A 12,240-nucleotide genomic window follows, 5' to 3' on the forward strand; every position below is an offset into this window, starting at 1 on the left:
CCTTCTAACCAACTCATACTCCCACTCCTCTCTAAAGCTTACCTGCTCTACTTTATCTGTACCCTTGGTAAGCGGCTTGGTAAACGTAAAAAACCCATTCCCCTAAACGAATTGGGGAATGGGTTAATAGTTTTAAATGTCTTATTGAACAGGAACTTTTACAGAGACATCTTTCGTTGCTACTTTACTGCTATCTTCAGCATTTGTCACGCTGACGACTAGAGTACCTTCAGTACCCGCTTTAACCTTACCTTTAATAGAACCGTCTTCAATGACAATATCGGTGATCGCATCAGATGCTCCTGAGAAAGAAGTATTGATTTCACCAATTTTAATATCAGTGTTCTCATCATATTTACCTGTTGTACCACCAAGGTCAATATAGATGTTATTGCCGTCTATTTTAGCTTTATGCTCTGTTGAAGTAAGAGAGATACCCGCTTCTTTTAGAACTTTTACATCCAAAGCTGTTGTATTTACCGTCTGCGTATTTTCAAAGTTCACAGCAGAGATAGTCGGTGTAGAATTTTTGACTGTAATTGTTGCAGAAGCGCGAACGATGTCGCCTTCTTTAATTTGGATAGTTGCAGTGCCTGCTTTAACGCCTTCGATCATTACGACACCAGCAGCTGTTTTTGGACCAACTTTAGCTACTGACGGATCAGATGATACAATCGTGTACGTATCCACCTTAATTGGATCCTGCCCAACCAATGTGCCATTCTGATTGTATTTGTTCCAAACCAAGTCTACTGTACTATCCTGGGAACCTTTCATAATATCAAGTGTTAAATCTTTGCCCGCAGTTGCTGGCTCAAGTTTAGTATTTGCAGCTTGAGCATCGTCAGATACTGTAACAGGAACTGTACCGACTACATTGCCGCCGAATTTAACTTGGATCTCTGTTGTGCCTGCTTTAACGCCTGTCACCTTAATTGTTGTTTTACCATCAGTAACAGTTTGCGCACTTGGTAATACTGTTGCAACAGTGTTGTCTTTAGATTCTAAAGTTACATCACCTTTAAACATATCACCATACTGGTCAGTTATTGTCAGATTCATATCCTGTGTTTTACCTTCCAGAACATTTGAAGCAGCTGCTTCTACTTTCGCAGGTGTTCTGCTGCCGGCTACAACGGATAATGGAACTTCTTTAGTCACATCTCCGACTTTAACAATAATATTCACATCACCTGTACTGATCGGCGTAACCGTTCCAGTAGATGTTACAGTCGCTACGCTCGGCTTCGATGATGAATAAGTAGCATTTGCAAGATCAGTTACCATCGTGCCGTTTACCGTAGTTGCTTTTGTAGCTTTTACTGTTGCAGTAGTGCCAAGAGCCAACTTGCCGTTCTTCACAGTAACTCCATCTTGTGTAACTGTCACTTCATCAATAGAAGAAACATAAGAGCCGTATTCTACTACTTTAACTTCTACTAATTCAGATTCCATAGGCTTGCCATCTTTTGAAACTGTAACTTTATAAGAGAATGAAGTATCATTTACTAACTTATCCTTATTCAATTCTCCCGTTGCTTTATTAGCGAATACGTCCTTCGTAGCTTGGAATTCCACCGTATAGCCGGCTTCTTTCAGCTTTTTCATGTCAGCAGGCGCTCCGTTCACATTGAAGCCCAATACTTGACCTTCAGTTCCTGCGTTCACTTGTGTAGTCGTAGCAACAACTTTTGCTACTTCATACGTATAAGTAAACTTAAACGGTGTGACTTGATCCGGCTCTCCTTCAGTTTTCACTGTGTAATTTAGAGTCATTTCTTTGCCGGATGTCAGTGGATTCTTCAATTCCACTGTTCCTTGAGTGCCGTTAGCATTAGCTGTGAATGAAGCAACTTCATTTCCTTCGATTGTCAGCTGTTCTGCCTTCAGGTTACCAAGATCTTTTCCTTTGATTGTCAGTTCCTTCTCGCCAACTGCTTCAACAGAAGTAACTTCCGCCACTGCAGGAGCTTCAGGTGTTTCTTCACCCGGCTTTTCTACTTGGCTGGTCTTATATAGGAATGAAGCGAACTGCGCACGTGTTGTTGTTTCTTTCGGGCGGAAGTTCGGTGCAGCTGGATTTGTAATGTCGAAGTAATCGAGTACGTCGATTGCAGTACGCGCTTCAGCTTTCGCTTTTGCTAAATCTACAACATCTTTATCAAACTTTTGTTCTTTTACATATGAGATAAGGTCTGTTTTATTCACAGCATCATACGCACGCACCAAGACGATCGCCATATTTTCACGAGTAATGGAACCTGCTGCTTTAAGAGAACCGTCTTCATAGCCTTTAAATACATTATTGTCTCTGACAATAGCTGCAGATTGCAATAGTTCATCGTTTGATTTAGACGTTAAGTCTGTAAATCTTGGATTCGTTTTATAGTCTTTCGGAATTTCATATCCCATAGATACAAGCCATTTACCCATCAATTTGACAACGTCAGAACGGCTCAAAGTTTTATTTGGCTTGAAAGAACCGTCAGGATATCCTGAGATTACTTTTGCATTGGATAATGCGTCAATTGCCGCTTTGTGCGAGTTTGTATCGGCCACGTCGTTAAAGTCTGCTGCACTGACAACTGGTGCCACCGCTGATGCGACTAGTGCTGCTGACGCTACACCTGTTAAGTATTTAGAGTATTTTTTCGATTGAACTTTCATTAAATAATTTCCTCCTTTAATGCTTTTACTGTTGGTTGATGACACATGGAGCGGTTTAAATAAAAACGCTCTTCCACTCTTATACCCTCTTCACAATTTACTAATCATTCACTTTGTCCCAAAAATAATTACTAACAGGAAGAAGTTTAAAAGTCGAAGTTTTTAACCACCCGAGTTAAATCCTAGCATATACTTTCATAATTGGTAATGGAAATTTAAGGTTTCAGTTGTCTTTAAATGGTATCTACTACTCTATAAAAATATTGGTCTGCATACCCTCTTGCAATTAGTCTATTATATAGAAGGAAAACAATTTGATAGATTGTTGTAAGAACAGTTCCACGTTGAAACAACTATGTATACCATCTCCTTATCCTTCTTTTAAATTCATTTGAAAGTCTCGCGGAATGGAAGCGAAACGATAGCCTGAAGACTGAAAGACATACGTTGTCAATAGAATGAACCAATCCGAAATAGACTAATATAAAGGTCTTCAGTTGCATATTTTAACTGAATACCTTCTCTTCCTAAAAAATTTATCCATGAAAGTTTTTATGATACAATTCAAGTATGAAAAAATTACTCGTCTTTCTACTGCTGCTTTCCCTGTTAATCGGGTTAGCTGTTTCATCAAGCCAGACGTATGAACAGCAATCCCTTGTGACCACTCTTGAACAATTCCTTCCCGGTGAGCCTGGGAAAAACCTGCTTGCTAAATTGGAGTTTTCTTATTGGGACCGTCCTATTACAGTTGAAGAGCGCGGTTACTATCATTTTGTGGAATTCTTAATTCGAAAGTCCGCTCATTTTCTAACATTCGGCTTTTTAGCTCTCATCATTTACTGGCTGCTCCCCAAACGCAAAGGACGCTTAGTTGGAGCCGCCCTTATCACCTTGATTTTAGCCTGTGCGGATGAATTGCATCAATCATTTACAGGCGGCCGCACTGCTACTATACAAGATGTTTACTTAGATATGACAGGAGCTATTGTTTTCCTTCTGTTTGCGGGTGCAGCACAGCTTATTCATTCCATTCGGCGCACTTAGTTCTGCAGCAGAATTGTCGTTTACACTAGTTGATCCTTACCATGATACTGCGAACAGGAGGTTTTCATATGAGTCATTCTTCAGAACAGCTAATTCAATCTCTTTCCTACATTTCTATCCAGCGAGTCGTTGACCGTTTGGAACAGACCTACCATAAATCGTTTCATTCCATTAGTTTATTTCAGGATCGCATCACTACTTCCCACCGCACTTTTCCTCTCAAGGATGTTTTCGACTTGTCTTATCGCCCCTTTTCCGGTCAAACAGGGCTCTTTTACCTTCATACACACGAGGGAGTATTCACTTTCGAAATAATTGATGAACCTGAGCTGTTCATCCGGCACTTTAAAACTATTCAGCATAAGTAAAATAGAACCTTCCTACTAAAAACAATAATTCTCTCATTTCTAAAATAGGACGTTTATCTATTATCGGAGTGGGGTACAAAAAACTAGAAGGCTGTTAAATAAGTCTAACTATTCTTAAATAACTCTATTTCTCCACTCTATTTATGGTAAGATGTGTTATAATGATAGCAAATAAGACATGCACCTTTTAAAACTTTAGTCCTTAATTACAATAAATAGATAATGAGGGAGGGACTAATATGCTTTTTGAAGATGAGATCAGCTCTCTGCAGCGCTCGATTAGTCAATATAGAAACGAAGGACATTATGACAAAGTAGCTGAAGCTGCTGAGGAGTTATTGAAAAAAGGAATTCGTTTTTCTGATGCTGAAGCGATTTTATCGGCGCATTATAGCAGTGCATTGGCCTATTACTATACAGGCAACTTCGAAAAAGTACTCTTTCATATTGAAGCGCATCATGAAGGCTGCCTGTCATATGGAACAAAATCGGATTGGATGCGTTCCTACTACTTACAATATTTTGTAAGTGCATTTGCTGCCGACTATGAACATGGCAGAAAATTGATAGAAGACGTTCTGTCGATTGCTCTGGAAACCGAGGACTTTATCTATGCGAGTATCGCTTACAGCAACCTCAGCAATGCGCTGAACAAACTGAAAAAGTTTCCTGAAGCAATGAAAGCAGCGCAGAAAGCCGTGAAATTTGCTAATTTGTATGCAAAAGACCGATTGATTCTTTCTATCCGTGCTCATTTGCAATTAATTGAATCCTCTCTCAATCTGGAACGCAGCGACGTGGCGCTGACAAGCATAAACTGTTTGAACCAACTATCTGAGCTGGACGATTTCCCGCGTGAGAAAGCATTCCTGACAATCTTAAAAGGCCGTCTTCATGAGATGCTTGAACACCCTGCCGAGGCATTTCAATTCTACACTCTCGCGAAGGAGAAAGAGGAGCTGCTTCATGACTATGTACTATTAAAGGTAATCCAGCAAAAGAGGATTGCTCTGGCAGAAAAACTATGCAGCTTTGATGAATTGGCACTCATTCAAAAAGAATACATTGATTTACTGCACGAACTCGAAAATCAAAATTGGGTTAAAACTTCACTGGAATTAAAACTTCGTTTACAAAATTCTACAGTACAGAAGTACGAACATATCGATTTTTTGACAGGTGTATATAATCGTAAGTATCTGGAAGAAACTACTGATAGATGGCTAACAGATTCTGCTGTCACCAAAAATACGATTGTATGTATTGCATTTGACCTGGATAACTTGAAAGTTATTAATGATTCATACGGCCATCTGGCTGGTGATGAAGCCATTAAATTAGTGGCAAGGATCTGCTCTTCTGCAATACGGAAAGATGATGTGCTGGGACGCTTCGGCGGAGATGAATTTGTTTTAGTCATGAAAGGCATCACTCTGGAGGATGCCACGAAAAAAGCATTGGATATCGCAAATAAGGTGGAAGCGCTCTCATTGGAACTCCCGGATATTTCCGATCAAATTACCATTAGTATGGGTCTGGCTGATAATCAGAAGCGCGATGTGAGAAGTTTTAAGGATTTATTTCATTTAGCGGATTTAGCCTTGTACAGAGCAAAACGTAATGGAAAAAATCAAGTAGTTTCATTTGTATAATCAAAACATGAATTCTTTCATTAGAAAGATTCATGTTTTTTTAATTCATATTCCGAGTCTACGCCAAAATCTGTTCTTGACAACCTGTCACCTGCGTATTGCGAAAATCCTGCTGCATTTTGGTAGTGTGTGGATTTAATATATGCGGGTTTCGTTTCTCAACTTTGTAGGGATTTTAATTGAAGTGTGAGTTTGCAGTTTAAACCCGCTTCGGCGCTGGGGGATTGCCTTACGCTATGAGCCTACTGGCGAAGAACGTGCCAGCAGTCTCATAGCAACGGCCGACCCCGCAGTTGCGCCTTCGCTGGTGTGTAGAATGTATGACATGCTGCTTTTTTGCAGAGTGCGTATTTCGTTGCTATAGTTTTCGTTACTCGACTCTGCAAACGCATTGATCACCAAAATCTAAGCCTTTGCAGTATACTAAGCATCGCATGAACACCATACCTATTATGACAGTCTCAAATAGTATGCTCATACATGCCACTCACACAAAAAATTGAAACACCAGCCAGTGTACCGGAGTGAAAGCCGTCACGAAGAACGGCTTTTGCGAGTAAAAGCGCAGCGTTAGGAGCACTGGTTTTAGGCGACTCTGGGAGGATCAGCCCGACAGGTGAGACAACTTGCGGGAGCGAAGCGAAAATAGCGTGCAGAAGGAACTCTGTATTGCCTTAATTTCTGCAAAGAGCGCAGAAATACGGCAAAGCGAACCCTTCGCTGTTCGCTTGGCTCACCGCGGGCCCGCAAGACACGCGTCCGCCTGGAACGCAGGGAAACGGTCTCTTCCCACTTACCCTATATTGCGCAATCACAGTTCAGTCTCAAACTGCTCATGAAATAGCCTGTCAAGCATACATTTTGGTGCAGACTCCATATTCCTATTCAAAACAAAAAACTGGACCCGCCTTATATAGCCGGTCCAGTTTTTTTAAATTAATCAAGAATCTTTATTGTAACGTTTTTGCGGCCCCATTGGTACGCACGTGTTTTATTTGGAATAAATACATCAATCTTATTGCCTTTGATCGCACTGCCAATATCGCCGGCTACTGCATAGCCATACCCTTCGACATGTACTTTCGTTCCTAATTTAATCACATTCGGATCGACGGCAATGACTTTTAAATCCGGATTCTTACGTAAGTTCAATCCTGTTTTAGTTAAGCCTGTGCAGCCGTTACAGTGTGCTGTGTACGCTGTTGCACTCACCGTGAACTCCTTCACTGCCTGATCATCATTGCGTGAAGGTAATTTTGCCGAAGATGTGCTGGAAGCCACTTTTGATGATTTCACTAAGCGAAGCTTTTGATTCGGCTTAATCACTGAGGATTTTAAGTTATTCCATTTCTTTATATTGGTAACAGACACTTTGTGCATCTGCGAAATTTTATATAATGTATCACCTTTTTTAACTGTGTGTACAGAAGCTGCCGCGGATGTCTCGTTCATTCCGCTCGTGAAGATTGTCATCATCATGGCTACTGCTAACGAAAATAAAACCTTCTTCAATATGCCACCCCTAATTTTTTTGATTAGGTACAGCTTACCAACCCTTTGTTACAGTTTCATTACAGTTATCAGTCGAGTGCATTACAAAGAAAAGACTTATGTTACAAGCATGTCCTGAAGAAAGAAAATTGTATCTAATAAGGATATTCTGTCGAGCTTTTCTCGTACTCCCCCCTTTCCTGTCGAATCTCCAATTTCCCCAATACGTTTTACGTTATTGAAAACAGGGTAGTTTTTTAGTAGCAAGAAAATAGGCAGCGAAAAATTAGAGGAGGAACTAGATTATGGTAAAACGACATGTAGTAGGAACTTATGAAACAGACAGAGAAGCGATTGCAGCGATTGAGAGCTTGAAACGTCAAGGGTACACGGCAGATGAAATTTCCGTCATCAGTAAGGATGCAGCCGAGGTAGATCATGTAGTAGAAGAAACAGATACTCATGCAGGCGAAGGCGCTGCTACGGGCGCTGCCACAGGAGGCTTGCTCGGTGGACTCGGCGGTGTATTAACCGGATTAGGCGCATTGGCAATTCCCGGAGTCGGACCGATCATCGCCGCCGGACCGATTATTGCAGGTATTACCGGCGCAGCAGCCGGTGCCGGTGTAGGCGGCTTAGCAGGAGCTTTAATCGGAATGGGAATCCCTGACGAAGAAGCACACCGCTATAATGAACATTTCGAACACGGCAAGATTTTAGTTCTAGTTGATTCAGAGCTTTATGATCCATTAACAGGAACAGATCGTACAGGTACGTATGCCGATACAGAACGCAGCCCGTTAATCGATCCTAATCCGATGGTCAATCGAAATGAAACTCGCGATCCTTTGACTGATCCTAAACCACGGGGCAGAGGACCATTAATCTGATAGAATTACGAAGGAGCTTCCCTTAAACGGAGGCTCTTTTTTTATGGCATTTTGTCAGCCGTCGGTTATTTCTTGTTTCTTTTCTAGTTGTTTGGGGGATAACTAAATAGATAACTACTATATACATGTAAACGGGGTGCAGAACATGCCATTGACAAATAATCGAGATGATATTTCAAGAGCGATGATCAAGCTGATCAAAGACGGGAATATGGAGTCCCTGAAAAAAGCGGTTCATGAACTGGAGCCTGCTGAAGTGGCAGCTCAATATCGGCGTCTTCCCAGAAAGCGTCATACATTATTTTTAGAAATACTGGAAACCGATACGTTAATTCAAATGCTCGGGTTCTTAACTAGAAATGAACAATTGCGCGCTCTGGAACTTGTCGGACCTGCCCGTGCGACAGAATTACTCGATAAAATGAAGAGCGAGGACTTATCTTATTTACTGTCAGATCTTCCTGATAAGCAAGTAGAAAAATTGATTGCCGAAATGCGCCAGGAAGAAAAACGAAATATCCGGCAGCAGAGAAAATTCCCAAAAAACTCTGCAGGCCGTATTATGACAACGAGATATGTGTGGGTACATCAATCCTACTCAGTCGGCAAGGCTGTGGAAAAATTAAAACATTATGAAGCATTCGCCCATTACCTGAATTATATTTATATTATTAATGACGATAAACAACTCGTCGGCGTCTTATCTTACAGAGATTTATTGCTCGCAGAGGAAGATATCTGCGTGAAGGATATTATGGAAATGTCCATCGCCAAAGTACACGACACGACCGATCAGGGAGAGGTCGCCAAGTTAATCGGACGTTTCGATTTTGTCTCACTTCCTGTCGTCAATGAAAATAACATCTTAGTAGGGATCATTAGAGCGGACGAAGTACTGGATATCGTTGTCCGGGAAGCAGATAAAGACATCGAGATGCTGTTTGCTTCCGGAAAATCAATCGACTTTCACACCCCTGCCCTGACCGCTGCTTATCGCCGGTTGCCTTGGCTCATTTTGCTGCTGTTCATTGGACTGGTCTCAGGAAGTATTATTTCCCGTTTTGAAGAAACACTGGAAGCTGTTGTAGCACTCGCCTTCTTTATGCCGATGATTGCAGGTATGACCGGTAATACGGGTACGCAATCACTCGCTGTTGTCGTCCGCGGTTTGGTTTCCGAAGATATGACAATGAAAAAGTCGCTTCACCTAATATCCCGCGAATTAATTGTTGGTGTTATTCTGGGTGTTGTCTGCGGTGCTGTGATTTCCGTTATCGCCTATGTCTGGCAAGGCAGTTTTACACTGGGACTGGTAGTAGGTTCATCATTGGTCGCTACGCTGATCATCGGTACCATTGCGGGAACTGTCATCCCGCTGATCCTAAATAAATTCAAAGTGGACCCGGCAGTTGCGTCCGGTCCCCTCATTACTACGATTAACGACATTCTATCTTTGTTAATCTATTTCGGAATTGCGACGATGTTTATTTCAAAATTAATGTAAGAAAACCTCCTAACTTTTATGCATAAAGTTAGGAGGTTTTTCATATCTTAACGTAATGAAAGGTAGCTGTAAGGTTCCTGTAATTTATCTCATTTTCATGCCAAAGACTACAGTCACATGACATTCTTCACAGTTCGAAGTTTTACGTTTATTCTGTTCCTCACAGGCTATACTACTAGTAACACCAATTGCACAAACGGATTTGGGTTGAAGTTTGGTGCAGCTGGGTTTGTGATAGCGAAGAAACTAATACGTCGAATACAATTGTACCGCTTAGTCGAAGAGCGGATACATACCAAAAACTCCACGATCTTGGGTTGATCGCGGAGTTTTTGGTTTATTTGTATTGCAAAGTGTCTTTCCTTATCGCAACTGGAATCTACATAATCTTATGCTCTTGATAATAACGGCGCCGTTCTGCCTTTCATTGGATTCGTCTGTTCGATCGCGTATCCGACATCCAGCAGAAGTGCTTCGGAAAATGCAGGCCCAATAATCTGAACACCTACCGGCAGATTACCTTTCAGTCCACCGGGCACCGACAACGCAGGCAATCCTGTCAAGTTACTTGGTCCTGTGAAGCGGATGATATTATCAATCAGATCCACTTGCTTACCGTTCAAGTCTACTGTATCATCTCCAATGGTGCTCGCCACTACTGGCAATGTCGGTGCGATCAGCACATCAACTTTCTGGAAAGCCTGCTGGAATTCCTGTTTCAGCTGACGGCGGACTTGCTGAGCCTGCAGATAATCTACAGCCGACGGCAGTTCACCCAGTTCAAACAGCATGCGGATATCATCGCCAAAGTCCTGAGGTCGCTTTAGCATATCTTCATGATGAATCGTAGAAGCTTCTGAAAGTGATGTGACTAATTCCGCCCATTCTGCGTACTTTAAGGAAGGAATTTTCACAACCTCTACTTTAGCTCCCTGATCCACGAGTGCTTGAATATTTCCGCGCACGATCTGGTCTACTTCATTGTCCACTTCTTTAAAGAAATACTCTTCATTTACACCGATCACTAAATCCTTCACATTCCCTTGAATCTTCTGTAAATACTGGTCGACCGGCACATCAGCCGAAGTAGGATCCTTTTGATCGTAACCAGAAATAATATCCATCATTCCTGCCGCATCTTTGATTGTCTTTGTCATCGGACCAATATGATCTAATGTCCAGGCAAGCGGATAACAGCCGTATTTACTGACTCGTCCATGTGTCGGCTTCAATCCGACAATTCCACAAATGGAAGACGGAATTCTGATGGATCCAGCAGTATCCGTTCCCAGCGATGCAACACTTGAACCGATCGCAACCGCCGCTCCGGATCCTCCGCTCGAACCGCCTGGAATCTTATCCGTATCCCACGGGTTGCGGACCGCCCCGTAATGAGGGTTATTGTTCGTGATTCCCCAAGCGTATTCATGCATACTCAGCTTACCGGTAAAAATCACTCCTGCTTCACGCAGCTTGCTGACGACCGTCGCGTCATCATCCGGAACAAAATCTTTATGAATCTTGGATGACATCGTAGTCACTTTATTTTTAAAATACAGATTGTCCTTCAAGGCCATTGGAATTCCATGGTACATGCCTCGATAGTTGCCGTCTTTAATTTCTTTTTCTGCTTCACGTGCTGATTGCTCTGCTTCTTCCCGGTAAAATGTCATATAGGCATTGATCGTATCCTGTGTCTCTTCTGCATGATCCAAAACCGCCGCAGTCAGTTCAACCGGTGACAATGAGCCGTTTTGCAATAACGGGGCCAATTCTTCTACAGATTTCCGAATCAATTCTTTAGCCAATATGATCACCTCCAGGAATATTACGAAGCCCTATGTCAGCGTCCTCGATATTCATATTTTCTAATGTCCCTCTTAATTCTTGCATACCCTTCCAGCGACTTTCCAAGATCTCCAAATGTTCCGGCTTAGCCTGAATCCCCTTGTTCTCTAGTAGTTGCTTAACGGATAGAGACAATGCATTCACTCCTTTTGTTTTATTTATCTTCATAGGAATACCCTAGTGAGATCAAACTTACTTAGTTATCAAATAGATTCTATCATTTAACTCGTTAGTTATCAAACTAATTTGAATAGGTCGATAACTAATTACTATAGTTTTTCTATTTTTCGAGAAATTATAGTGCGGTTAGAGAGCTGCTTGTCGTTCATATTACGCGTTTACATTCTACTGAAAAAGGGAATTTGTATGGGAGGAGGTGACGATTCATGCCATGGAGTAAAAATGATTATCCGCCGTCCATGAAAAACTTGGATTCCGATGTGCGTAATAAAGCCATTGAAATTGCCAATGCTTTGTTGAGGGAAAACTATGAAGAAGGCCGTGCCATCTCGATTGCTACTGCCCAAGCACATGAATACGTAGAAGGTAAAAGTGACAGCCGTCCCCATTATGAAGTAAAGCCGCGCGATGACGAATGGGTATTCAAAAAACCGAATAGTGACCACGTGATTTACAAAGGTGACACTAAAACGGAGCTGTTGGATAAAGCGAAAAAATATGTAAATGAACATGACGGCATTCTATCTGTTTTTAAGACAGATGGAACACATGAAAAAACGCTGTATGAATAATCAAGCAGGGGCTGTCTTGGA

The 12,240-nt window shown here is 41.8% G+C and carries 10 protein-coding genes; 6 read left to right on the plus strand and 4 right to left on the minus strand.

Annotated elements, in window-relative coordinates:
* Positions 1–141: 141 nt before the first annotated feature.
* Complete coding sequence (locus tag NCCP2331_RS10945; protein ID WP_251670643.1) at positions 142–2,667, minus strand: S-layer homology domain-containing protein; 2,526 nt, start codon at positions 2,665–2,667, stop codon at positions 142–144.
* A gap of 570 nt (positions 2,668–3,237) precedes the next feature.
* Between NCCP2331_RS10945 and NCCP2331_RS10950 the strand changes: the two genes are divergently transcribed.
* The 3 genes from NCCP2331_RS10950 (at position 3,238) to NCCP2331_RS10960 (ending at position 5,734) form a co-directional block, all read left to right on the plus strand.
* The gene (locus NCCP2331_RS10950) at positions 3,238–3,714 is read left to right on the plus strand and encodes a VanZ family protein (RefSeq protein WP_251670645.1); all 477 of its coding nucleotides are present in this window, start codon (positions 3,238–3,240) and stop codon (positions 3,712–3,714) included.
* Between the two features lie 68 nt (positions 3,715–3,782).
* Complete coding sequence (locus NCCP2331_RS10955) at positions 3,783–4,082, plus strand: hypothetical protein (protein ID WP_251670648.1); 300 nt, start codon at positions 3,783–3,785, stop codon at positions 4,080–4,082.
* Positions 4,083–4,321: 239 nt separating this feature from the next.
* Entirely contained in the window at positions 4,322–5,734 is a 1,413-nt protein-coding gene (locus NCCP2331_RS10960; RefSeq protein ID WP_153722054.1) for a GGDEF domain-containing protein, read from the plus strand.
* Between the two features lie 936 nt (positions 5,735–6,670).
* On the opposite strand, the gene NCCP2331_RS10965 is transcribed toward NCCP2331_RS10960, so the two are convergent.
* Positions 6,671–7,246 (minus strand): 3D domain-containing protein, encoded by a 576-nt coding sequence (locus NCCP2331_RS10965; RefSeq protein ID WP_153722053.1) that lies wholly within the window; start codon positions 7,244–7,246, stop codon positions 6,671–6,673.
* A gap of 284 nt (positions 7,247–7,530) precedes the next feature.
* Between NCCP2331_RS10965 and NCCP2331_RS10970 the strand changes: the two genes are divergently transcribed.
* Both NCCP2331_RS10970 and mgtE read left to right on the plus strand, forming a co-directional pair.
* Entirely contained in the window at positions 7,531–8,115 is a 585-nt protein-coding gene (locus NCCP2331_RS10970; protein ID WP_251670650.1) for a general stress protein, read from the plus strand.
* Positions 8,116–8,260: 145 nt separating this feature from the next.
* Positions 8,261–9,619 carry a magnesium transporter gene (gene mgtE, locus NCCP2331_RS10975; RefSeq protein ID WP_251670652.1) on the plus strand — a complete coding sequence of 453 codons (1,359 nt, stop codon included), beginning with the start codon at positions 8,261–8,263 and terminating at the stop codon, positions 9,617–9,619.
* A 389-nt stretch (positions 9,620–10,008) separates the two neighbouring features.
* Here the strand turns inward: mgtE and NCCP2331_RS10980 are convergent, their stop codons facing one another.
* Complete coding sequence (locus NCCP2331_RS10980) at positions 10,009–11,427, minus strand: amidase (protein ID WP_251670654.1); 1,419 nt, start codon at positions 11,425–11,427, stop codon at positions 10,009–10,011.
* Positions 11,420–11,635 (minus strand): hypothetical protein, encoded by a 216-nt coding sequence (locus tag NCCP2331_RS10985; protein WP_228551067.1) that lies wholly within the window; start codon positions 11,633–11,635, stop codon positions 11,420–11,422. The genes NCCP2331_RS10980 and NCCP2331_RS10985 overlap by 8 nt, the downstream gene beginning before the upstream one ends.
* A 218-nt stretch (positions 11,636–11,853) precedes the next feature.
* On the opposite strand from NCCP2331_RS10985, the gene NCCP2331_RS10990 reads away from it, so the two are divergent.
* The gene (locus tag NCCP2331_RS10990) at positions 11,854–12,219 is read left to right on the plus strand and encodes a DUF2188 domain-containing protein (protein WP_153722049.1); all 366 of its coding nucleotides are present in this window, start codon (positions 11,854–11,856) and stop codon (positions 12,217–12,219) included.
* Positions 12,220–12,240: the final 21 nt, after the last annotated feature.

The organism is Sporosarcina sp. NCCP-2331 (assembly GCF_023707945.1).
In the GTDB taxonomy this organism is placed as follows: Bacteria; Bacillota; Bacilli; order Bacillales_A; family Planococcaceae; genus Sporosarcina; species Sporosarcina cascadiensis.

What these genes read in the sequence shown, in the direction of transcription:
- NCCP2331_RS10945 (WP_251670643.1), bottom strand. Translation starts at nt 2,667, where the DNA reads ATGAAAGTTCAATCGAAAAAATACTCTAAATACTTAACAGGTGTAGCG.
- NCCP2331_RS10950 (WP_251670645.1), top strand. Translation starts at nt 3,238, where the DNA reads ATGAAAAAATTACTCGTCTTTCTACTGCTGCTTTCCCTGTTAATCGGG.
- NCCP2331_RS10955 (WP_251670648.1), top strand. Translation starts at nt 3,783, where the DNA reads ATGAGTCATTCTTCAGAACAGCTAATTCAATCTCTTTCCTACATTTCT.
- NCCP2331_RS10960 (WP_153722054.1), top strand. Translation starts at nt 4,322, where the DNA reads ATGCTTTTTGAAGATGAGATCAGCTCTCTGCAGCGCTCGATTAGTCAA.
- NCCP2331_RS10970 (WP_251670650.1), top strand. Translation starts at nt 7,531, where the DNA reads ATGGTAAAACGACATGTAGTAGGAACTTATGAAACAGACAGAGAAGCG.
- mgtE (WP_251670652.1), top strand. Translation starts at nt 8,261, where the DNA reads ATGCCATTGACAAATAATCGAGATGATATTTCAAGAGCGATGATCAAG.
- NCCP2331_RS10985 (WP_228551067.1), bottom strand. Translation starts at nt 11,635, where the DNA reads ATGAAGATAAATAAAACAAAAGGAGTGAATGCATTGTCTCTATCCGTT.
- NCCP2331_RS10990 (WP_153722049.1), top strand. Translation starts at nt 11,854, where the DNA reads ATGCCATGGAGTAAAAATGATTATCCGCCGTCCATGAAAAACTTGGAT.